At 59.9% G+C, this 22,259-nt stretch carries 17 protein-coding genes; 3 read left to right on the top strand and 14 right to left on the bottom strand.

Annotation, left to right across the window (positions count from 1 at the left end; all coding sequences use genetic code 11):
• Window positions 1-3: 3 nt before the first annotated feature.
• The 8 genes from FJ492_RS13535 to FJ492_RS13500 all read right to left on the bottom strand — a co-directional run bounded on the left by FJ492_RS13535 (window position 4) and on the right by FJ492_RS13500 (window position 11,037).
• Window positions 4-483 carry a class I SAM-dependent methyltransferase gene (locus FJ492_RS13535; protein ID WP_140770328.1) on the bottom strand — a complete coding sequence of 160 codons (480 nt, stop codon included), beginning with the start codon at window positions 481-483 and terminating at the stop codon, window positions 4-6.
• 203 nt (window positions 484-686) lie between these two features.
• Complete coding sequence (locus FJ492_RS13530; protein ID WP_140748479.1) at window positions 687-1,868, bottom strand: ABC transporter permease; 1,182 nt, start codon at window positions 1,866-1,868, stop codon at window positions 687-689.
• Window positions 1,865-2,863: an ABC transporter permease gene (locus FJ492_RS13525; RefSeq protein WP_140504472.1), complete on the bottom strand. Its 999-nt coding sequence runs from the start codon at window positions 2,861-2,863 to the stop codon at window positions 1,865-1,867. Before FJ492_RS13525 ends, FJ492_RS13530 begins: the two co-directional genes overlap by 4 nt.
• Window positions 2,864-2,865: 2 nt before the next feature.
• Entirely contained in the window at window positions 2,866-4,764 is a 1,899-nt protein-coding gene (locus FJ492_RS13520; protein ID WP_140770326.1) for an ABC transporter substrate-binding protein, read from the bottom strand.
• Window positions 4,761-6,656, bottom strand: coding sequence for an ABC transporter ATP-binding protein (locus FJ492_RS13515; protein WP_140717529.1), 1,896 nt, complete (start codon window positions 6,654-6,656; stop codon window positions 4,761-4,763). Before FJ492_RS13515 ends, FJ492_RS13520 begins: the two co-directional genes overlap by 4 nt.
• 161 nt (window positions 6,657-6,817) lie before the next feature.
• Window positions 6,818-8,158 carry an adenylate/guanylate cyclase domain-containing protein gene (locus FJ492_RS13510; RefSeq protein ID WP_140504465.1) on the bottom strand — a complete coding sequence of 447 codons (1,341 nt, stop codon included), beginning with the start codon at window positions 8,156-8,158 and terminating at the stop codon, window positions 6,818-6,820.
• A 260-nt stretch (window positions 8,159-8,418) separates the two neighbouring features.
• Window positions 8,419-9,762 (bottom strand): nucleotide sugar dehydrogenase, encoded by a 1,344-nt coding sequence (locus FJ492_RS13505; protein ID WP_140770324.1) that lies wholly within the window; start codon window positions 9,760-9,762, stop codon window positions 8,419-8,421.
• A 114-nt stretch (window positions 9,763-9,876) separates the two neighbouring features.
• On the bottom strand, window positions 9,877-11,037 hold the full coding sequence (locus FJ492_RS13500; RefSeq protein ID WP_140504761.1) for a DUF3095 domain-containing protein: 1,161 nt from the start codon (window positions 11,035-11,037) through the stop codon (window positions 9,877-9,879).
• Window positions 11,038-11,129: 92 nt separating this feature from the next.
• On the opposite strand from FJ492_RS13500, the gene FJ492_RS13495 reads away from it, so the two are divergent.
• Both FJ492_RS13495 and FJ492_RS13490 read left to right on the top strand, forming a co-directional pair.
• Window positions 11,130-12,218: a glycosyltransferase family 4 protein gene (locus tag FJ492_RS13495; protein WP_140770322.1), complete on the top strand. Its 1,089-nt coding sequence runs from the start codon at window positions 11,130-11,132 to the stop codon at window positions 12,216-12,218.
• Complete coding sequence (locus tag FJ492_RS13490) at window positions 12,215-13,000, top strand: polysaccharide deacetylase family protein (protein ID WP_140770319.1); 786 nt, start codon at window positions 12,215-12,217, stop codon at window positions 12,998-13,000. Before FJ492_RS13495 ends, FJ492_RS13490 begins: the two co-directional genes overlap by 4 nt.
• Here FJ492_RS13490 and FJ492_RS13485 read toward each other — a convergent pair.
• The 3 genes from FJ492_RS13485 to FJ492_RS13475 all read right to left on the bottom strand — a co-directional run bounded on the left by FJ492_RS13485 (window position 12,980) and on the right by FJ492_RS13475 (window position 17,246).
• A complete protein-coding gene (locus FJ492_RS13485) occupies window positions 12,980-13,834 on the bottom strand; it encodes an MBL fold metallo-hydrolase (RefSeq protein WP_140770317.1) in 855 nt (284 codons plus the stop codon). The two genes, FJ492_RS13490 and FJ492_RS13485, sit on opposite strands and share 21 nt — an antisense overlap.
• A gap of 168 nt (window positions 13,835-14,002) precedes the next feature.
• The gene (locus FJ492_RS13480) at window positions 14,003-14,452 is read right to left on the bottom strand and encodes a cyclic nucleotide-binding domain-containing protein (RefSeq protein ID WP_140661343.1); all 450 of its coding nucleotides are present in this window, start codon (window positions 14,450-14,452) and stop codon (window positions 14,003-14,005) included.
• 79 nt (window positions 14,453-14,531) lie between these two features.
• Entirely contained in the window at window positions 14,532-17,246 is a 2,715-nt protein-coding gene (locus tag FJ492_RS13475; RefSeq protein ID WP_140770315.1) for an ABC transporter ATP-binding protein, read from the bottom strand.
• A 176-nt stretch (window positions 17,247-17,422) separates the two neighbouring features.
• Here FJ492_RS13475 and FJ492_RS13470 point away from each other — a divergent pair, with 176 nt between their 5' ends.
• A complete protein-coding gene (locus tag FJ492_RS13470; RefSeq protein ID WP_140504453.1) occupies window positions 17,423-18,094 on the top strand; it encodes a class I SAM-dependent methyltransferase in 672 nt (223 codons plus the stop codon).
• 119 nt (window positions 18,095-18,213) lie between these two features.
• Here the strand turns inward: FJ492_RS13470 and FJ492_RS13465 are convergent, their stop codons facing one another.
• From FJ492_RS13465 to FJ492_RS13455, 3 genes are read right to left on the bottom strand one after another with little or no spacing between them, the layout of a single operon-like run.
• Window positions 18,214-19,410: a glycosyltransferase family protein gene (locus tag FJ492_RS13465; RefSeq protein WP_140770313.1), complete on the bottom strand. Its 1,197-nt coding sequence runs from the start codon at window positions 19,408-19,410 to the stop codon at window positions 18,214-18,216.
• A complete protein-coding gene (locus FJ492_RS13460) occupies window positions 19,407-20,651 on the bottom strand; it encodes a glycosyltransferase (protein WP_140770311.1) in 1,245 nt (414 codons plus the stop codon). Before FJ492_RS13460 ends, FJ492_RS13465 begins: the two co-directional genes overlap by 4 nt.
• Window position 20,652: 1 nt before the next feature.
• A complete protein-coding gene (locus FJ492_RS13455) occupies window positions 20,653-21,867 on the bottom strand; it encodes a glycosyltransferase family protein (RefSeq protein ID WP_140717511.1) in 1,215 nt (404 codons plus the stop codon).
• Window positions 21,868-22,259 lie beyond the last annotated feature (392 nt).

The raw sequence follows: 22,259 nt of genomic DNA, 5'->3' as shown, positions 1-22,259 counted from the left end.
CGCTCACAAGCGCTTACAGAGGAAATAACGATCGGCAGGCTCCGACGTCGGCGCCGGAAGGCGTTGCAGCAGCGGGTGATCGAGCGGCGTGCCACTGACCGCGAATCCGCCAACGCGAAGCAGGCTCGCAATCAGATCGGGAAGCCAGGTAGCGGTCACTGAATCGCGATCATCATAGCCGGTGCCGATGTCGGCATGAACAAGGGCGGCTTCGATGCCAATGAATTTGCGGCCGGTTTCGCGTATTTCACCGAGCACGAGGTTTTCAGCTTCGGGAATTGAGCTGGCGTGTGCGCCGACTTCGCGGTCGAACACCACGATCCGGCGCCCGGGCAGGCGCTCGCGCAGATGGTGGAATGTCCGACCATTGCCGAGGCCGAGCTCGAGCACAAGCCCCTCCATCTTCGCCACCTCGGTGCAGACGTGATCGAGAATGTCACGCTGTGCGGTCATCCTGCTGATGAAATTCTCGAGACGACTCATATGCTTTGTGTATCCTGAACCAGATCAAGAGATCGGCTATGCCCGCGACACGACCTGTTCACGAGTGCATCCCTAAGGCGACGCGCTAAGCTCGATTGAGTGTCGGCACATATAAGGGCGGACGATGAACACTGCAACAAGTACGGGCGCAGGGATCATAACGGGTGGAACAGGCGGCACAGCGTGCCGCCTGAATAGCGATCTCACTTGTAGGGGTCTGCGGCGTCCCGCAGGCCGTCGCCGAGGAAGTTGAACGCCAAGATGACGAGAACGACCGGGAGCATCGGCAAAAGCAGCCATGGATAGAACGCGATCACGCTGACGCTGCGCGCCTCGGTTAGCAGGATGCCCCAGCTGGTTGTCGGTGGCCTCAGGCCCAGCCCAAGGAAGCTCAGCGCCGTCTCGCCCAGGATCATGCCGGGTATGGAGATCGTCGCCGTCGCGATCAGATGCGACATGAAACCGGGAATGAGGTGCCGCCGGATAATGCGGCTGCTGCTGGCGCCCATCAATTGCGCGGCCAGAACGTAATCCTCCTCGCGCAAGGCCAGAAGCTTTGAACGCACGGCCCGCGCCAGTCCGGTCCAGTGGAGCAGCCCGAGGATGACGGTGATGCCGAAATAGATCAGGATTGGACTCCAGGTTATCGGCATGATCGCCGCCAGAGCCAGCCATAGCGGAATGCTGGGGATCGATTGCAGAACTTCGATTATGCGTTGAACGATCAGGTCGAAGATACCGCCGTGATAGCCAGCCAGTCCGCCTATGACAATGCCGAGCAGGAAGCTGAAACTGATGCCGACAAGGCCGATTGTCAGTGAAATGCGTGCGCCATAGATGATACGCGAGAGCACATCGCGCCCCAGCCTGTCGGTGCCGGCCAGAAAGAGCTGGCCGTTTTCGGCAGGACAGACAAAATGCCAGTCACCTTCGACCAGGCCCCAGAACCGGTAACTGTCGCCCTTGCAGAAGAAACGAATCCGCTGAACATCATCCTGTTTGTCGATGTAGTTCCGCTTGAGTGTGTCCATATCCAGCGTCATCTGGCGACCATAGACGAACGGCCCGACAAGCTGGCCGTTATGGAACAGGTGTACCCGCTGCGGCGGCGAATAGATGTAGTCCATGTTGCGCGTGTGCAGATTGTAGGGCGCCAGGAACTCGCAGATCAGTATCCCGAAATAGAGCGCTGCCAGAAATATGCCGGATACAAGGGCAAGCCGGTGCCGCCGGAATTTCCACCACATCAGCCGCAACTGCGACGCCTGAAAGACCTTCGACTGCTCCGCCGTCATCGCCTCGATCGATTGCAGGTCAAAGGGTGCGATGGAAACGAAGTGTTGCAGTGGGGCACCCGGAGCGGGCAGGGGCGATTCCTTGTTCATTTGGTGCTGCCGCCCTGCAAACGAATTCTTGGATCAAGCAGCGCCAGCGCCAGGTCGGAAATCAGCACGCCGATGACCGTCAGGAAGGCGAGGAACATCAGGAAAGACCCTGCCAGATACATGTCCTGGCTTTGCAGCGCCTTGATCAGCATCGGCCCCGTCGTTTCCAAAGACAGCACGATCGCCGTGATTTCGGCACCGGAGATGATGGCCGGCAGGATGGAGCCGATGTCGGAAATGAAGAAATTGAGCGCCATGCGCAGCGGATATTTGACGAGCGCCCTGAAGGGATGAAGGCCTTTGGCGCGCGCGGTCACGACATATTGCTTGTGAAGCTCATCGAGCAGATTGGCGCGCAGCCGCCGGATCATGCTTGCCGTGCCGCCGGTGCCGATGATCAAGACCGGGATCCAGAGATGGGCGAGGATCGACTTCGCCTTGGCCCAGCTCATCGGCTCACTGAGATATTGCGGGTCCATGAGATGGCCGATGGAGGTGCCGAACCAGATATTGGCGAAATACATCAGGATCAGTGCCAGCATGAAATTCGGAATGGCAAGGCCGAGAAGGCCGAAGAGCGTAAGGCCATAGTCGCCCCAACTGTATTGATGCGTGGCGGAGTACATGCCGATGGGAAAGGCGATGAGCCAGGTGAAGATGATCGTGACGAAGGAAACCAGCACGGTCAGCCACATTCGGTCCCCGACGACGTCGCGAACCGGCAGCTCATACTCGAAGGAATAGCCGAAATCGCCGTGCAGCATCCCGCCGACCCAGTAGAAGTAGCGAATGACCGGCGGCTGGTCGAAACCATATTCCTTCCGCATCATTTGGATGCGATCGGAATCCACCGCTTCGCCCTGAGCCCGAAGCTCGGAAACATAGCTGTCGAAATAATCGCCTGGGGGAAGTTCGATGATCGTGAACACCAGTGCCGATATGATCAGCAGCGTTGGAACCATCACAGCGATGCGCCAGACAATATATCGAAACACGCTCAGGACTCTCCAAGCCAGAATGTATCCGGCATGTAGACTCCGAAATAGGCGGTCGGGTCATAGCCGTAGAGCGCCTTGTCAGGCAGATTGCGCAGCCGTGAGGACACCAGAACCGGCTGATGCGTTCCGTTCACCGTGCCGATCGAAAATACCTGATCGGTGTAGATCGACAGCATCGAATTCCAGATCTCGGCGCGCTCCGCGGCCTCGGTCGATGCATTCCAGCGCTTGAGCAAAGCCATCAACTCGACCACAGGGGGAAGATCGGGCGCCTCACCCATCGTGCCATGGGACAGATAGTAAGTGCCCCAGAGCGGCCATTGCAACTGGTCGTCGATGGTGGGGGCCAACTGGTACGGATTCATGTCGGAGGTCGGCACGCCATTGTCGATGCCCGACCACATCGACATCATGATCTGGCCGCCAAGTGCGCGGCTGCGGAAGATGTCGCGCTGCGAAGTCCGGACGAACAGGGCGATGCCGATCTGGCGCCAGTGATCGGTGATGAGTTCGAGCGCGTCGGTTTCCAGCGTGCTTTCGCCGGCCGTTTCCACTATGATCTGCGCCGGGCGTCCATCGGGAAGTACCCGCAGGCCATCATCGTCGCGCGCTTGAAGCCCGACCTCGTCGAGCAGGGCGTTGGCCTGGTCTGGATCATGGGCGATCCATGCCTTCGCGAATTCCGGCCGGTAGAGCGGGCTCTCCGGCAGGACCGTATCGGCGCTTTCCTGCGCCAATCCGTAGAATACAGCCAAATTGATCTCGCGCCTGTCCACAGCGAGGGAAAGTGCGCGGCGCACGCGCACGTCACGAAAAAGGCTACGCCACACCTGGTCGCCACAATTCAGATTGGGCAACAGCGCCAGCCGCGAACCCTGTGTGCGTTTCCAGAGATGCATCTTCACGGGGTAACGCTTCTCCGCATCCTTCAGAAAAGAGTAATCGGCGAAGTCAATTCCCATGCTTTGCAGATCGCTCTCACCCGCACCGGTCTTGGCGGAAATGATCGCCGACGAGCTGACATTCATAACAATCCGGTCGACATAGGGCAGTTGCCGGCCATTCTCGTCTATTCTATGAAAGAACGGGTTTCGCTCGAAGATGAACTGCTCAGCCGGCGGCTTGGTCCGGTTCTGCCAGGGATCGAGCGTGGGCAGATCCGGGTTCTCCGGGCGATACTGCCGCGACATGCGGATATGCAGGAGCGTCCATTTCTGGACCCGGTTCTCCTTCATCAGGCCGGCGAGCCGGAATGGATCCTGGTATTTCTTGTGGAACTGCTTGAGATAGGCGGCCGGCAAAACAAGCGGTGTCGGCGAAGCAGCGGCAAGCTTGGGCAGGAAGTCGGGATTGGGCGCCTCCCAACTATAGCGGACAGTCAACGGATCGACGATCTCGAAACGTGGCGGCTTGCCGTCCGCCAGCAGGGCAGGGGCGAGCCCGCCTTGCGAAAGCTCATCATTCAGCCAGACATCTTCCCAGCAATAGCGAAAATCCTCCGGCGTCAGCAGGCTGCCATCGGACCATTTATGCCCTTCCCGAATCTTGAACGTGAAGACGCGATCATGCGCCACCTCGAAACTTTCGAGGATGTCGGGTTGCATTTTAAGCTTTTCGTCATAGCCGACCAGGCGGGCATATCCGTAGATCGTCATCATCCGGATATCTTTCTGACTGCCGATGATGGTACGCAGCGTGCCGCCATACTGGCCGGGTTGCCGGCCCATCGCAGCGAGGTTCAACGCGCGCGGGCTCTTGGGCAGGCGCTCTGCGAGTGCCGGCAGAGCCCTGGCTTTCAGCTGCGGCTGAAGAAAATCCGGCTCCAGATCGCCAGCGCGCGACGTGCCCGGCAGAAGTGCCGAAGCCATGAGTCCAAGGAGGGTGCGACGGCTGATCAATGGCGCAACTCACTGACATCGGCCGAACGTCGGGCCAGCACGAGGTGGCCGCCGCCAAGATCGATCGGCGACAGCACATCCTCTTCGCCCTCGTCGTGGAATTGAGGTCCCCATGCGCTGGCGTCGGAAGCGCCGCCGAGCTTCAGCGTCTTGAAATCCATCGGCCTGTCGAGATCGGGAAACGGCACTGCGGCGACCAGTGAGCGCGTGTAGGGGTGGACCGGTTTCCTGAGCAGAATTTCGCGCGGCGCAAGCTCGACGATACGCCCGCCGCACATCACTGCGATGCGGTCCGCCATGTAGTCCACCACCGCCAGATTGTGGGATATGAACAGGTAGGTCAGGCCCAGTTCCTTCTGCAGGTCCTTCAGGAGGTTCAGGATCTGCGCCTGGACAGAGACATCGAGCGCCGAAACCGGCTCGTCGCAGATCAGGAGTTCTGGCCCCAGGGCCAACGCGCGCGCGATGCCGATACGCTGACGCTGCCCGCCGGAGAAACTATGAGGATAACGCTTGATGAAGCGCGGATCGAGCCCGATTGCCTGCATCAGGCTCTTGACGGTGGCTAGTCGGGACGCGGCATTGCCACGTTGATGGATTTCCAGCGGCTCGCTCAAGATATTTTCCACCGTCATGCGAGGTGAAAGCGACGAAACCGGATCCTGAAAGACCATCTGGATTTTCGCGCGCAGCAGGCGCAGGGCGTCTCTGTCGCCTCCCAATACGTCGATCGGTCCATCGCGGCCATTGAAGATCACAGAGCCGCCGCTAGGCGTGACAGCCCGCATGAGCATCTTGCTGACGGTGGTTTTGCCGCAACCGCTTTCGCCGACCAGGCCCAGGCACTCGCCCCGCCTGATATCGAAGCTCACGCCGTCCACGGCGCGAACAGAGGTTTGACGATCCCCGCCGAACCATCCGGACTTGCGGGTGGTAAAAACCTTTGTCAGATCCCTGACCGACAACAGGATGTCGTCCGGCCCCTTCGATGCCGGCGCCGTCTGCTTGCCCAGCAGGGTGCCGACGTTCACCGGTACCTCGCGGAGCGCCTTTAGCCTCTCGCCCGGCTTCAGGTCGAAATGCGGAACGGCTGCCATCAGGCCCTTCAGGTAAGGGTGACCTGGCCGGCGGAATATCGCCTCGACAGGTCCCGCCTCCATGATCTCGCCATGATACATGACCACCACCTCGTCGGCGACATTGGCGACAACACCGAGGTCGTGCGTGATCAGCAGCATCGCCATATTCAGCTTGGCCTGAAGCCCGCGCAGCAATTGCAGGATCTGCGCCTGGATGGTGACATCCAACGCCGTCGTCGGCTCGTCGGCAATCAACAGGGCGGGCCGGCAGATAAGCGCCATGGCGATCATGGCGCGCTGACGCAATCCTCCCGAAAGTTCAAACGGATACATGTCATAGGCGCGCTTGGGATTGGGAAAGCCGACAAGGCCGAGCATTTCCTCGGTCCGCGCCTTGCGCTCTGCCCGAGCCATGGGCGTATGTATCTGCAGGGATTCGCTGACCTGGTTGCCGATCGTGTGCAGCGGCGAAAGCGATATCATCGGCTCCTGAAAGATCTTGCCGATGCGGCTGCCCCTCAACGCCCGGATTTCGGGTCCATCACGCGGCATCTGCAGGATATCCTGTGTCGTGCCGGGCTTTTCAGGATCGGAAAATAGGATACGGCCACGAACATGGGCTGTGTTCGGCAAAATGCCCATCACTGCCTGGCTAAGAACCGATTTTCCGGAACCAGACTCGCCCACAAGCGCGGTAACCTTGCCGGGAAGGACGCGAAGATTTGCACGCCTGACGGCGTGCAACGGTCCCCCGATAATGGCAAAAGAGATGCCAAGATCTTCGACCCGTAGTAGATCAACGCCCGAATTCATTCTCACACCAGCCCCACTCCTGCCGGCCTGCCCGGGCGGCAGACCCAGAAAGCGAGACTAGCGCATTGCCAGCCTAGAGCAACTTGGATTCGAAACGGTCGCCAGCGGCGAATCCGGCGACCGGACTGCTTACCAAAGGCGTTCGTATCAGATTGGGGTGGCTACTGGAGCTTCCTCGGGTCGCCCGCCGACTGCCGTGCGGCATCGCGATGAAGCAGCATGACCTGCTCGGCCTCCGATCTCCGGTCGTAAATCGGCTCCAGCGCACCGTCTTCATCGAGTGCGAGAGCGCCCGACAGATCGGGTGAAAGCACCGTCAGCTTCTGCTTGATCCCCGCCAGTTCCTCGCTGCCGAGCGTCAGCCAGCTGCTGGCGCCGCAATAGCTGGCGAAGTCTTTGCTGGCGAGAACGCGGTGCGGATATTTCTTGGTCAGGGTCTGGAGGCGCTGGACCTCGTTTACAGCCGAGCCGAAGACAGAGAATGTGAGCCGGTCGGTAAGCCCGACATTGCCGAACATCACGTTGCCGACATGCAGGCCGATGCCAAATTTTATGTCGGACAACCCCTTTTCCTTCCTTCGCAGATTGAGATCCACCATGCGCGCAGTGGCCTTGTGCGCTGCCGCCAGAGCAGACTGGCAGGCGGTCTCGGAATGCGAGCGATGTCTTTCACAAGGGTAGACGGCAATGAAGCCATCACCTATGAAACTCATGATCTGCCCGCCTTTGCGATTGAAAGGTGTAGCAATGGCATCGAAAAACTGGTTCAGCGTATCGATGTAGATTTCGCGGCCGGAAGTTTCGGCAAGCCTTGTCGACCCGCGCATATCGGCCATGACCAGTGCGGCCCGGATTGTGTCGCCCTCGCCGCGCTTGATCTGGCCGTCCAGCACGCGTCTGCCGGCGTCGCCGCCGAGATAAGTGGTCATCATGTTGTCGGCCAACTTGGTGAGCACCGCCATTTTGGTTGCGATGGCGAGATGATTTTGGATACGCAGCAGCGCCGAAATCATGCCCTCGCTGAAACCTGAAGCACTGTCGGTGGACCAGGACCCGATCATGCCCTGACTGGTATTGCCGTTGAAGGGATGGACGAAAGCCATGTAATCGGTCACGCCCATAAGCCTGAGTTCATCGAAAACAGGAAATTCCGACGGGACCGACGGGTCGAGCCGACGCCGCAGATGGTCGAGCTTGTTGCTGAGCAGATAGTAGTATGGGCTGGTCAGGAACCTGTCAGAATGAACGCCGTCCTTTTTGCGGAAGCCTTCCACTTCCATGCCTTGGCCGCGAATCCAGGTGAAGCCAAGCGCGTCATAAAGCGGATGAAGCATCGAAAAGCTCAAATGCACCCGCTTTAACGGCAGGCCGGCAGCAGCCAGCCGTTCGCAAAACCCCTTTACCAATGTTTCCAGCTCATTGCCGGCCAGCGCCGACTGAGTCAGCCAGTCGGCAACCTTATCCATGAGAATTGTGGAAATTTCTGCTTGCGCCGTGCTCATACTACCTCGAAACCCGTCGAAGACGGAGCCATTATCCTTCGATCCGCCATAACACAGTCCGCCGGCGAGCCAAAGATGCCCAAAGTCAACGGGGTCGGCTTCGGCGGCAGAACGGCGAAGGAATTGCCCGAATGACTGTCCTTGCAACCAAGGAACAGGCTTAACTGCAGTCATGTCTTGTGGCGTTATGTGGCGAAGCTGCGGCCAGAGTGCAATCTCGATCCTGACATCGGGCAAAAAATTTGCCGGCTGGGACGTCGTCAGGCCTTCACCACCGTCTCTCGGAGCAGCCCGAGACGGCCAAAAACATTGCGTGTGTCGACGATCAGAACGGCGTGATCAGCGATTGTCTGATAGTCGATCGCGTCATGGTCGGTTGCAACGACGACAGCATCGAAATCCTTCAAGGCCGCCTCGGTCAATTCGACCGAGCGGCGCCCCTTGATCGCCATATGCTCTCGTGTGGTCGGGATCTCGGGAACATGCGGATCGTGGAATTCCGCCTTGCCGCCCCATTCCTCGATGAGTTCAATGAGCCGCAATGAGGGGCTTTCGCGGATGTCGGGCACATTCTTCTTGTAGGCGAGCCCGATGATGAGAATGCGCGAGCGGCTGAGCGCCTTGCCGCAGCGCCGGTCCAACGCTTTCGCCAGTTCATCGACCACATGACGCGGCATAGCGGTGTTGATCTCTGCCGCCAGCTCGATGAAGCGGGTCGGCAGTTCATGCTCGCGCGCCTTCCACGTCAGGTAGAAGGGATCGATCGGAACGCAGTGCCCGCCCAATCCGGGGCCAGGATAGAAAGGCATGTAGCCGAAGGGCTTGCTCTTGGCCGCCTCGATCACCTCCCAGATGTCGATGCCCATCGCGCCGAGCACGACCTTCAATTCGTTGACGAGCGCTATGTTGACCGAACGGAAGATGTTTTCCGTCAGCTTGACTGCCTCGGCGGTCGCCGTGCTGGAAACCGGAACGACGGTTTTGACCACGCCTTGGTAGAAAGCCTGCACGAGCGTCGCCGCTTCAATGCCGTCACCTGCCACGACTTTGGGGATCGTCGCGACTTCAAAGCTGCGGTTGCCGGGATCCTCGCGTTCGGGCGAGAAGCCGAGGAAGAAGTCTATCTTCGACTGCAAACCGGTTTCTTCCAGTATGGGCTTGATCACGTCGTCGGTGGTGCCGGGATAGGTGGTAGATTCCAGCACGATGAGCTGGCCGAGACGCAGATGCTTTGCGATGACGCCAGTCGTGTTCCTGACAAAGGAGAGGTCCGGCTCACGGTTTTTCGTCAGCGGCGTCGGAACGCAGATGATGATGATATCGCAGACGGACAGTTCGGCAAAATCCGCCGTGGCGCGGAACCGTCCACTCGCCACGTGGCCGGCAAGGGCTGTCGACGTCACCGCCTCAATGTAGGATTGGCCGTTGTTCAGGCTCTCGACCTTCTGGGCTTCGATGTCGAAGCCGAAAACCGGGAAGCCGGCGCGTGCGACCGCAATTGCCAGCGGCAACCCGACATAGCCCAATCCAATCACGCCGACCTGCGCGGCGTGCGTCGAGATACGGTTCAGCAGACGGTCATATGCCGATCGTGAAGCGTCCAAAAATCTGCTTTCCCGTTAATTCGGATAGCCTGGCCGCTGCCAGGCGCGGCTTACCATGGTCCCAGGAACCATGGCCGAGGCATATTGCGGAAAATGGATTCTCGCAAGCCGTCATCAGACCGGCAACTTTGCCTTCAAGGTTGCGGCAGCCATCGCATAGCCGCCGGCGGCACCATCTATGAAATGAACGTGATCGCGCTGCAGCGGCGAGGCGACGAGGCATGTCATCAAGGCCGATTTCTGGCGGTGCAGGCCATAGTTGCAGATGCCCGCCTCTTCCGCCTGTTTCAGCCGGTTCTCGATCCGTTGCAACACATCAGCGTCAACGTCGATGGTCATCTTCAAGCCGTCGTCGAATTTCCGGAAATCCGAATTGCTGGCCACGTCGCGTTTGTAGATCTTCGGATCGAAACTGCCGATCGTCCAGCCGTATCTATCGGTGACGGCCGTAAGCGTCATCAGGAACACTATCCACAGCTTCGACAGCCACCGCCGTCCTGCCGGCGCCGTGGCCCGCGCCTCGATATCGAGGCCGGCGGGCAGCAAGCTGTAATCCGGCCCGTTCACCGGCACAGGGTGGCCATCGCGTTCCTGCCTGCCGGCAAGGGCGATGATGTCGGATGCCAGAAACTGAAAACCGCGCAGGTCGCGCGACGCCCCCGGTATGGCTATGATCGAGACGATTTCGCCATGCCGGGTTTCGATCGGGTTCCAGCGGCAGGAGAGGCCGGTCAGATCCGGCCGTGCGCCGGCCGGAGCAGGATCGATGCGGTAGCGCCCCGCTTTCATCTCGGCTTCCGCCCAACTGCCGCCACCGCCGGCGAACATGGCATAGAAGACCGCATCGGATGCTTGGAACCTTGCCACGCGAACGTCGAGGCCTTGCGCTCGAATATCCTTTATCGGCACGATTGCGGCACGCAGGGTTAGGTCCAGTTCGTCCGCCACCCATCTCTGGACAGCCGCCAGCGCGTTGCGGGTGGTCTCCACCGCCGAGCCGGGAAATGCGACGAGCGCCCCGTCGCCGCCGAAGACAAAGGGAAGATCTTGCCGACCCAGCGCATTGAGCAGGGCCGAAATGACACTGGCGCCAGCCATATTGACCGTTTTGTAGCGTCCCGTCTCGATCGCCTTGGTCGAGCCGACAATGTCGGCGGTGGCCAGCGCCCAGCCATCGGGGAGAGGCCGATAGTTGTCGATATCGGCAACGCTTTCGAACTTTGCGAAGACCGGCAGAGAAGCGACAAACGGGTCCGAAGCGGCAGCTGTTTCCATGAGCATCAGATAGCACATTCCACTGCTTGAAGGTGAAGTCGATGATGCTTCGAAATTGACTTGCGCATGCTTTCCGATGATAGGGTCGCGGAATGCGAATTGCCTTCTACGCGCCGCTGAAGTCACCCAATCATTCCATTGCCTCCGGCGACCGCCAGATGGCACGCACGCTGGTCAAGGCGCTGGAGCATGGAGGACACAGCGTCGAACTGGCATCCGAATTGCGCTTCTATCTACGCGAACCGGAGCCGAAAAGTTTCGATGCGCTCAAGGTAGAGGTCCGAGAGGAAGCCGCGCGGCTGACCAGGCTTTGGGATCGTGACGGCAAGCCCGATCTATGGTTCTGCTATCATCCCTATTACAAGGCGCCCGACCTGATCGGGCCCGGGCTGGCGTCGACCTTTGCTGTCCCATATGTGACAGCGGAAGCTTCCTATTCGAGGCGGCGCAATGCCGGTTTGTGGGCCGATACGCAGGCGTTGGTGGTGCGAGCCGTCGAACAGGCGGCGCTGAACATCTGCTTCACGCAAAGGGATCGTCAGGGACTGGCAGATGCGATACCCGGGGTCGCTCTTGATATGTTGTCGCCCTTTATCGACACATCGGTATTCAAGGAAATGCCGGCACGAGGTTGTCCGACGCGCCTCGTTGCCGTTGCCATGATGCGCCCGGGCGACAAAGTCGAAAGCTATCGCATGCTGGCGCAAGCTCTCGGTCTGATCGGCCACTTGCCCTGGACCATGTCGGTTGTCGGCGACGGGCCTGCCCGTGACGAGGTCAAGGCGCAATTCGCCGGCTTTGCCGCCGACCGTATCGAATGGCTCGGCGCGATGGAGCCAGCCGCCGTGCCGGATGTCCTCTATCGTGGAGGAATTTACGTCTGGCCGGGTTACGGCGAGGCCTATGGCGTTGCCTATCTTGAAGCACAGGCCGCCGGCCTTCCGGTGGTGGCTCAGGACATCGCCGGCGTGCCGGAAGTCGTGCGAGATGGCCAGACCGGGTTTCTCACCCCGCCGCGCGATGTGGCGGCGTTCGCTTCTGCCATTGAAAGGCTTCTGGCCCGTAACGACGAAAGAACCATCATGGCTGTGGAAGCCAGACGTTTCATCCTTGAAGAACGTTCCCTCGGCGTTGCAGCGGCGCATCTGGCCGAACTCCTTCCGAAGGTCCCGGTTTCATGACATCGTCCGATCGGATCTGGCAACCCTTGATGGAAGAACTGGCGGGCCGGCAGCGGGCCGGTCGTAAGGCAGAGTTCTGGCTGCGCGACGATGATGCCGTGGATCCGACGCCGGCGCTTGATCGGCTGCTCGATCTCACCGGTGAATTCGCGGTTCCGGTCACTCTGGCCGTCATTCCGGCCCGCACTGATGAGAAGCTTGTCGCCCGGCTTGACGAGGCGCCGCATGCCACGGTCGCCAGCCATGGCTGGGAGCACCGAAATCACGCGCCCGAGGACCAGAAAAAGCAGGAGCTCGGCCCGCATCGGCCACGCGAAGCGGTGCTCGATGATCTGGCTCGCGGGCTGGCGCACGTAACCGGTCTGCACGGCGCACGTGCCGTTCCGATCCTCGTGCCCCCCTGGAACAGGATCGACGCCGGCCTGGTATCCGACCTTGGATCGATAGGATTTGCGGCATTGTCGGTCTATGGGCCGCCGAAGGCGGCTCCACTGGCGGTCATCAACAGCAATGTAGACATCATGGATTGGCATGGCACGCGCGGCTGCCGCGATCACGGCCTATTGGTTCAGGCTATCATCGCGCACTTGCAGCATGCATTCGACGACGAACCGGTCGGCCTGCTCACCCACCATCTCGTACATGATGAATCGGCGTGGCTTTTCCTCGAACGGCTGTTCGCAGTCACCACACGGACTGAAGCCTGCGCATGGCTTCCGATCAGGACATTGATCGCGCGCAGCGCCGGTAGAAGAAATAGCTCAGCGCTTTTTATGCGATGAGACTGGAAATTCGAGGGTCTGGCCATCCCGCGCGGCAAACGCGCCGGCAAACCTGTCCTTGGCCAGTTTCTCCATCTCGTCCAGTTGCTCGTCGGTGCGTGCTGGATCGTGGTGAAACAGCGCGAGCCCCCGCGCACCGGCCGCCTCACAGAGCTTGACGCCCTGTTGCCATGTCGAGTGGCCGTTACCGCGGCGGCGTTCCAATTCCTTCTCGGTATAGGTGCAATCGTAAATGACGAGGTCGGCATCGTCGATCAGGCCGAGCACCGACTGATCGAGTTTGCCCGTCTCGTGCTCGGTGTCCGTGATCACCGCCACGACGCGGCCGCCCCATTCGACTCGGTAGCCTATGCAGCCGCCCGGATGGGTAAGGCTGCCGGTCCGAACCACCACCCCTTCGCGCGGCCGAAGCACGTCTCCGGACACGAAATCGCGGCAGTCGAGCTTTGCCTTGCAGACGTCCATTTTCACCGGAAACCACGGCGGCCGGATGAACTCATCGACCATCTGTCGGGTCGTCATGCGTCCTGCAAGATGCCCGGACCAAACGGTAAGCTTGACGCTCGGGTCAAAGATCGGCGCAAAAGCCGGCAGCCCGATGATATGATCGTAATGGCAATGAGTGAAAAGCAGGTCGAAATCGGTCACATCCGCCGCCTGAAACGCCCTGCCGGCAGGCCGCAGGCCAGAGCCCGCGTCGAATAGAAGCGTATGCTTGCCGCATCGCATCTCAATGCAACTTGTGTTGCCGCCATAGCGAACGAATTCCGGCCCGGATACCGCAATGCTGCCGCGCACGCCCCAAAACCTGACCAGGAAAACGTCGTCGTCCATGGTAGCCCCTTCGCAGTCCCGTTGCTCATCGTAGCCAAACAACTGCCGCTAGAGCACCAGGAAAAGTGTGAACCGTTTTCCGCCCGAAATTTGCCGATTTCCTCCAGTGACCCTCTCAGCCAGAGGCTTGCGCTATCATGACGGGGAGCGTCGACCGCATCTCATTGGCTATTTGGCACTTCGTGCATCGATCAGATCGGCGGTGGTGTGGCTTAGGCGATCGGCAAGAACCCGCAATATCTCGATGGTCATTTCCGGGGACTCCTTCATGAGCCTCAGGAAATGATCCTTGCGGATTCTCAAGGCTTCCAGCTGACTTGCCGCTCTGACGGTGGCTGTGCGCGAGCTGTTGCACAGTATGGCGATCTCCCCAACAATCGAATTTGGCGCCATTTCGGCTACTTTTAACGGCCCTCTATCGGAATCAACCAGAATATCTGCCTTGCCTGAAAGGATGACATAGGCGGCATCTCCCTCGTCGCCCTGCCGGAAAAGGATCTGGCCCGCGCCGTAGCTGACGCGATCGGATGTGAACGCAAGCAGTTTGAGCTTTGTCAACTCAATGCCAGAAAACAAGGGAACGCGTTGCAGCATTCCAACTTCATCCTTGAGCAGCATTGTCGCAAACCTCAAAATTCGCGTTTGCCAGACTAGAGCAACGCGCGCCCAGATGGAATTGGTTCCGTATCTCGTCGCTCTACGACACCAGTTCCTTGAAGACACCGTTGCCTGCCAAAAGTGTCTCGTGTGTTCCGTCTTCCACCAATTCACCCGAGTCGAACACGATGACGCGATCGAACATCATCGCCATGGACGGATTCGTCACCACCCAGACAATTGCCGGCGAATGGCCGTCGCGTCTGGCTTCCTCGAGAACGTTCCGCAACACCTTATCTTGCATGCGTTGATCGAGCGCCGACAGCGGCCGGTTGAGAATGAGAAAATCGGGACGCTTGAGCAGCGCTCGGGCAACATCGAGCTTCTGTCGCTGTCCACCGGTCAGCCGCCTGCCGCCGGCGCCGACGTTGAAATCCAGGCCGACATTGAGAAGTTCGCCATAAAGCCCCAGCTCATCAAGAAGGTCATAGAGGATGGAGCGTATGCGGTCCGGCGCGTCGGGGTGGTTGTTGCCCACACGCCCGAACAGCACATTATCCATGACAGTAGCCGCGGCGATGTATTTGCCCGGATCATACCGTTCGATCGCGTCATGCAGCTCGGTCGGCAGGTTTTCATAGAACCGGTTGCGGGCAGTGACGATCTTGCTCATCAGCTCATCGCTTAGCAGGCCGAAGCGGTGCCGGGGCTCGATATAGGCAAAGCTCAAGCTAACGATCATGGCGCGGTCGGTCTCCGAAACCGCCTCGTAGGGACGGTTCTTGAGCCGTTGCAGCAAGGTTTCGTAGGCCGGTATCTCCTCGGCGCTCATGAAGGCGAGCTGCTGGAAGAACTGGTGATCGGCTGGCAGGTCGGCGAACAGCTCGATCGCCTGTTCGGCGATTTCCATGCCCATTTCGTAGAGCGTGCGGTCGAGACCGGCTTCATTGAGCACAGAAGCAAAATAGGGGTTGGCCGCCAGCGCCCTATCCGCCAGTTCAGGGCCGGCCGCAGCGCCGAAGAGCAGGTTCTGGCCGATCGTCGCTTCCTTGTTGTAGGCGCCCGGTTCGAAAGGAACCACTAGTCCGCTCAGCCCTTCCTGTTCAAGCCGGGTTCGCAACGCCGCACGCAGTTCGACGATCCGCCTGGCAAGTTCCGTGTGACGCTTGAGGTCGGCCGAAGAGCGCAAGCCAAGGTCCAGAATGTCGCGCGACAGAATAACCGCGTCGAGCACCCGGCGCACGGCTTCAAAGAGGTCGTGCGGGCCGGTGGCGCCGGCGGAAGCATAGTTGATCCAGTCGCTGCGGATATCAAGATCCGGATTGCCGGACCGGCGCGCCTCTTCGATGTTCCAGCGGTGTTGGTCTGCCGCTGCACCGTCATAAGTCACCGGTGTCAGCGGCGCATGTTTCAACCCGTAGAGCAAGTTATCGCGGAGGCTTGCCTGGAACAGGAAAACATCCGACGAGGCATACGACATGCGACGTCCGGTCACCGCTTCGGGGAGTTCAAGCAGGTCGTCGGTGCCCGAAACGATCCTTCCGCTGTCGGGCCAGTTCAGCCGCGCAAAGGCTTCTGCAAGCGCTTCGGCTCCGCCTGTTGCGGTGCTGACCAGCGCTACCGTCTCACCCGGCTTGACCTGGAAGGAGACACGGTTGAGAAGGATCGCACCGCCATCGTCTGCTATGGACAGACCGATTGCCGACAGGGGGGCGGTCATCGGATCGGGATCGTCGATCGCCAACGCCCCGATTGTAGGCGCAATGAGACTCTCCACGGTGAACTGTTCAACGACCTGCTGATATTTGACCTGGACATCCTGCCGATCCTGATCCCAGTCGATCAGTTCCTTCATCGGTCCGGGCAGGTCCTTGTAGGCGCCGATCACGGCCACGAGCTGGCCGACGTCCAGCCGACCCTCAATGGCCAGGTAACCGCCGATCATGTAGAACAGAAAGGGCGTGAGCTGCGCGAGAAAATTGTTGAGGAACTTTACCATGAATTTCCATTGGTAAAGATCGAAGCGGATCTTGAATATGAGCCCGAGCCGGGCAGCTATGTCGGCGCGCTCATAGTTTGATGTATCGTGGACGTGAACCGCGCCGATGCCATCGACGATTTCGCCAACACGGCCCGAAAGCGCGCGCGCCGTCAATTGCCGTTGGCGCCCGAGCACGAGTAGCCGCCGCCGCATTCGCGGGATGAGCACGATCTGGATCACCACGATCACGACCGCTATCATTCCGAGCCAGACGTTCTGGACCATGATGAACAGCATGGCCGTCAGCGCCTGGCCGCCGAGCAGCACCGGCTGCAGGAAAGCATCGCCGATGAAGCCGCCCAAGGGCTCCACCTCGTCCTTCACCATGGTCGCCACTTCGGCGGATTTCACCCGCTTGAAGTAAATCGGCGGAAACCGCAGCACACGATCGACAAGATCGAAGCGGATACGCCGCAGCATGCGTTCGCCGAGACGGCCCTTGTAGGTGTTGATGTAGAGTTTGAACAGGCCGTTGATGACGACCAGCAAGAGGAACACAATGCTCAGGGCAAGCAGCGTCGCCTTGCGGCCGAGCTGAAAACCGGAGAAGAACAGGACCTCGCCAATAAACGGCAGGTTATAGTGCAACCTCATGAATGGCAGGGTCGCGCCGGGTTGCTCGAAGCCGCGGCCTTGGATCGGGCCGTTGACGATCAGCTTCGGCAGGTTGAAGGACATGAAATACGGGATCATCGAGATCACGACGATCAGCAATATCCAGACCTGCTGCTTCTTGGTGTGCGTCCAGATATAGCGGGCTAGGCTGGGTTCCATATGCGACTGTGGACCTCAGTTGGAAGGATGGATGCAAAAGCACCTGCTGGCGAATGGCGTATCGGCAATTTCTTCGTCGCCAATGACAAGCTCGAAGCTGCAGTGCACGGAAGTAGTGCTGCGCTCAGCAAGATTGCGTTGTGTCGCCCGAAATCCCAACATACAAGGCGAATATGATGGATGTCACGCAACCACGCAATGCCGGCATGGACGGGCACGAGCAAGCCTTGGACCTCACCCGAGGAATTGCGGCCTATGTCAAAAGCCCTCTCGTGGCAGGGCTGGCGCGCGTCATCGCCAAGCACCCGAAGGCCGATATCGCCAACGCCTTCAACCACAAGCAGGTCGCCTGCAAGATGTGGGCGCTCGATAGGCTGTTCGAAAGCTGCGGCGGCCGGTTCGGGCGCATATGGGTTCTGGGTGGATGGTACGGCGTACTGCCGGCAATGCTTTTCAGCGATGCCCGCTTCGACATCGCGGCGGTCGACAGCATCGACATCGATCCCGAAGTCGCGCCGGTCGCCCTGACCCTCAATCGGGAAGCCGGCGACCGGTTCCGGGCGTTGACGGCAGATATGTATGCACTCGACTATGCGGCCGGGCGTCCCGACCTGACGGTCAATACGAGCTGCGAACACATAGCCGATCTGCGCGCCTGGCTTGCTCTGCTTCCGCGGGGCACGAATGTTCTGCTGCAATCGAACGATTATTTCAGCGAGCCGACGCACGTCAACTGCGTGGCTTCGCTGGCGGCCTTCGAAGCAATGGCGGCGCTACGGGAGGTGCGGTTCTCCGGCGAACTGCCGACAAAAAATTATACGCGCTTCATGCTGATTGGAACTGTCTAATGCATTTCGCCCAACAGTGCGTGGCGCTTTTGGGGCTGCGACATACATAAAAACCACGGCTTGACCCGCGTCGCACGAGATAGAGCGGTTCTGCGTTTTCCGTGAAACGATGAACCGCTTTAGGATCCATCGTCTGTTTGATCATGAGCTTCTCTGAAACCGGGCCCCCTTTTTAGGGACCATGTTCGATACCGGTCGCGCAGGATTTGCGCCGAGTGGCGGGCGCCTTCCAGATCGAGACGATGCGCGGATGGTCTCGGTGCCACAAGCACCTCTTCGATCGCTTGCGCCAAACCTTCAGGCGTTAGGTCCTTTTCCATCAGCACCGTTGCAAGACCGAGTTCTTCGAGCATCAGGGCGCGAACCGTCTGTTCGCTTTCCCCGCCGGCTGCAAATGGAACGAGCAGGGAGCGACAACCCGCGCGCAGGACATCGCAGACCGTGTTGTAACCTGCCTGCGAGACTGACAGGCGGGCGCCGGTCAGCAGGCTGGCGAAATCCTCTCGGAACCGGAAGATGGACAGGCCCGGCGTGACGTCGTGTGCGATCGCGTCAAACTGGTCTTTGGGCAGGTTTGGGCCGGTGATCAAACACCATTTCCAACCGTTCTTGGCATTCCGCGCCGCTGCGATGGTGGAGCTTACAAGGCTGCTTCCGGCAGCTCCGCCGCCAACTGACACCAGAACGTCGAAGCGCTCGGAGGCCGCGGGCGAGGGCGGCGCGGCAACGAGCCCCGTGTAGGTGACATCGGCCTTGATCGCCCCGGCCAGTGGAAATGTCTTGTCGACGGTTGCAAACGCCGGGTCGCCGTGGACCATAACAAGGTCGAAGTGCGTATTGACGAGATCAACCGTTTCCTCGTTTCGGCCCGGCTTGACGCGCTCCTGAAGGATGTCACGGATGGACGTCACCAGCAGCGGTCTGGGCGACGTCGCGTCGATGGCCTCGATCAGCGGCAAGAGTTCGAAACGCATCTGCCGACGTCCAAATGGAAACGCCTCGACAATCACGATATCAGGCCTGCAATCCTGGAATGCCTGCAGCAGCATCTCTGAACGGCGTTTCTTGAAATCATCGTCGATGGGTTTGCCCTGCAGGTCGACAAGTCCGGAAAATCCTTCATCGCCGGAGGTGACAGGTGGCAGGGTGACAGACTTTACCCCCAGTCCCGGAAACCCCGCGACCGGCGCTCCGCCGGTCACGATCGTCACGTCAAACCCGTCATCGACCAGAGCCGCCGCGACGCGGCTGGTGCGTGCGAGATGCCCGATACCGAGCAGGTGCTGGACATAGAGGAAGGCACCCAGTTGCTTCAATCGACGGCCCGCCACTCGCGCTCGAACAATTCCTTGAGCTGTCCAATGCTCGCCACATGATCGAAATTGCCGCGCACGTGCCGCTCTGCGGCGTCGCCTAGGCGGGCGCGCAGGACGGGATCCCGGATCAGGCGCTCCAGCGCCTGTGCCAGGGCGATTGGGCTGTTTGTCGGTACCAGCAGCCCGGTTTCATCGGGCGATATAAGCTCCGGCACACCAGAAACATCGGTGGACACGCAGGCAAGCCGCTGGCTAGCTGCCTCCACAAGAACATTTGGCAAGCCGTCCCGGTCGCCATTTGCCGTGATCCTGCAGGCCAGGGCGAAGATGTCGGCGCAGCGGTAGTGCTCAAGCACCTGCTCCTGCGCAAGCGCGCCTTTCCAGGCGACGCGATCATCGAGTCCGAGCTTTTGCGCCAGCGCCTTGAGCCGTTCCAGTTCCTCGCCGTCGCCGATATGCTCGAAACGCCAGGCCAAATCGCCAGGCAAGAGGGCAAGCGCCTCGAGCAAGGTATCGTAACCTTTCTTTTCGACGGCGCGCCCGACACTCAGAACGACAACAGCTCCGCCGCGCTCCGAGCCGTCATGCTGTTGTCGCGCGTCGCCAAAACTGCCGAAGCGATGAAGGTCGAGCCCATGATAGCTCAGATGCACAGACGAGTTGCCTTTGGCGAGTTTTTCCAGTCGATCGAAGCCGGTTTTCGTGCAGGTGACTGTCCAGCGGGCCGAGGAAAGCTTGCCAGCCAAATCCCAGTCCGCCGAAGTCCAGATGTCCTTCGCATGGGCTGAGCAGCTCCAGGGCAGGCTACGTAGCTGGCTGGCGTAGCGCGTCACCGATGCCGGCGTGTGCACGAAATGCGCATGCAACCATCCCGCTCCTTCCGGCCATTCGGCCGCCAGCACGAGCGCTTGCCCGAAGCGGCGTGCGCGATTGCGCGTAAAGTCGCGGGAGATATCGGCTACCAGCGATCCGAGCGCGCGCCAGAAGCTCGGCCGAGGCAAATAGGCACAAAGCGAGCGAAGCACGCGTAGCGGCTCGTCATGCAGATATTCCGGCAGGTAGTGGACCGGCGCTTTGATCTCGTCATGTACGGGGTGCCGTTTTGCGTCGGTGGGCCGCCTGAGTGCGACGAGTATCAAATCGAACCCCGCGCGTTCCAGACCGAGCAGTTCCTGTGCGATAAAAGTTTCCGACAGCCGCGGATAGCCCTTCAGGACCACGACGATCTTGCGACGTTGCAAGTCAGTTCGTTCCTTCAACGACAGAAAGGTGATGGCCGGCCCGCCGGTCGAGCAATTCCGCGACAATCTCGGAAATGTGAGGCAGCCCTTCCAGCGTCAGATGCGGGTTACTCTGTGAGGGGCGGGACCGCTCCGGCAGCGCCACTAGTGCATCGGCGAATCGCTGGGAGTCCTTGGCTTCGTGCGGCAAAAGCAGCTCGATGAGGCCGAGTTCGGCTGCGCGCCGAGCGCGAATCAGTTGTTCCTGGCGTGGCTCGATGCGCGGCACGATCAGCGCCGGCTTGTCGAAAGACAATATCTCGCAATAGGTGTTGTAACCGCCCATGGCCACCACCGCCTTGGCGCCGGCAATCAGGTCTTCCATGCGGTTGTCGAACTCGATCATCTTGATGTAGGGGATCTTGGCCCCCTTTTTGAGCAGCTTGTTGCGCTTGCGGGCCGGCATGTAAGGCCCAAGCACGATCAGCGCCCTGTGCTGCAGTTGCGGATCCTGCTGATAGACATCGATGACGTCGTGAATCAATTCGGCACCGTCGCCGCCGCCACCGGTGGTGACCAGGATATAATCGCCCTCGGGCCGGTGGCCGGGCAACTCGTTGCGCTGCAAGCTTCGTTGCAGGAAACCGACGAAACTCATCTTTGCCCTGACAGCCGGCGGCACATCCAGGCCGGTCAGCGGATCGTAGAAATCCGGCGGGCCGTAGACCCAGACCTTGTCGTAGAACAGGCCAATCTTGCGCATCACATCCCTGCGCGCCCACTCTGCCTCGAGCAGGTGCGGCGCATCCATCACCTCGCGCAGGCCAAGCACCAGCGTGGTGCCACGCGTCTTGAGGTAGGACAGAGTATCCTCAATCTCACCGCGCAGGCCGAGCGGTTCTTTGTCGACGATGAAGATATCCGGCCGGAAGGTCTCGGCTGTGTGGCGGATGATCGACTGGCGCATTCTCAGCGTCTCATGCAGATCGATATCCTTTTCCAGCGAGGTGTATTCGCCGTTGCGCAACTTGATGACGCTGGGGATCTTCACGAAGTCGACACGGGCTCGGTAGTCGAACGCGCCAGCGATAGTCGCACCCGAAATGATAAGCACCTGAAGTCCGCGGAAGTCCTCGACCAGCGAATGCGCGATTGTTCGGCAGCGCTGCAAGTGGCCAAGCCCGAACGTGTCGTGGCTGTACATGAGAATTCGAGCGTTTTCTGCGTGCTGGGTCATTGTTGAACGTCTCTTAGAATTCTCGCCTTGAGGGACCGTGAGCGACGCGCCGGCTTCGAAACCATCTTGGCTTTGAAATATGAGGTCGCCATTTCAATAATGTACTACTTCTGTGGAATGCCTGTCAGACCGGCCTTCCGATTGTCTAACTCCGAAACTTGACGGGTAGCGAATATAGCCTTGCGGGCCGAGACTCCCTGTTGTCGTTTTGGGAGGGATGAAGGGGAATGTGGTATCCAAAAGATCGGCAGAAATCATCCCTCTTGCTTCCAAAAAGTTCCGGTGTCTCCGAACTCCATCGGTTGGAAGCGGTCAAGGCGAATTCCGCTATTCTGCCCATATAGCCAATTGGTTGGTCGCCAGGCGTCGCTCGGCCCATATCTGTTGTGGGA

The organism is Mesorhizobium sp. B2-5-4, from assembly GCF_006441095.1.
GTDB classification, from domain to species: Bacteria; Pseudomonadota; Alphaproteobacteria; order Rhizobiales; family Rhizobiaceae; genus Mesorhizobium; species Mesorhizobium salmacidum.
This window is presented reverse-complemented; position numbering and strand designations above follow the sequence as displayed.

Excerpts from the sequence above, each read along its gene's own strand:
- FJ492_RS13495 (WP_140770322.1), top strand. The coding sequence starts at position 11,130 with ATGCGAATTGCCTTCTACGCGCCGCTGAAGTCACCCAATCATTCCATT.
- FJ492_RS13480 (WP_140661343.1), bottom strand. The coding sequence starts at position 14,452 with ATGCTGCTCAAGGATGAAGTTGGAATGCTGCAACGCGTTCCCTTGTTT.
- FJ492_RS13490 (WP_140770319.1), top strand. The coding sequence starts at position 12,215 with ATGACATCGTCCGATCGGATCTGGCAACCCTTGATGGAAGAACTGGCG.
- FJ492_RS13485 (WP_140770317.1), bottom strand. The coding sequence starts at position 13,834 with ATGGACGACGACGTTTTCCTGGTCAGGTTTTGGGGCGTGCGCGGCAGC.
- FJ492_RS13530 (WP_140748479.1), bottom strand. The coding sequence starts at position 1,868 with ATGAACAAGGAATCGCCCCTGCCCGCTCCGGGTGCCCCACTGCAACAC.
- FJ492_RS13535 (WP_140770328.1), bottom strand. The coding sequence starts at position 483 with ATGAGTCGTCTCGAGAATTTCATCAGCAGGATGACCGCACAGCGTGAC.
- FJ492_RS13510 (WP_140504465.1), bottom strand. The coding sequence starts at position 8,158 with ATGAGCACGGCGCAAGCAGAAATTTCCACAATTCTCATGGATAAGGTT.
- FJ492_RS13475 (WP_140770315.1), bottom strand. The coding sequence starts at position 17,246 with ATGGAACCCAGCCTAGCCCGCTATATCTGGACGCACACCAAGAAGCAG.
- FJ492_RS13515 (WP_140717529.1), bottom strand. The coding sequence starts at position 6,656 with ATGAATTCGGGCGTTGATCTACTACGGGTCGAAGATCTTGGCATCTCT.
- FJ492_RS13470 (WP_140504453.1), top strand. The coding sequence starts at position 17,423 with ATGGATGTCACGCAACCACGCAATGCCGGCATGGACGGGCACGAGCAA.
- FJ492_RS13455 (WP_140717511.1), bottom strand. The coding sequence starts at position 21,867 with ATGACCCAGCACGCAGAAAACGCTCGAATTCTCATGTACAGCCACGAC.
- FJ492_RS13500 (WP_140504761.1), bottom strand. The coding sequence starts at position 11,037 with ATGGAAACAGCTGCCGCTTCGGACCCGTTTGTCGCTTCTCTGCCGGTC.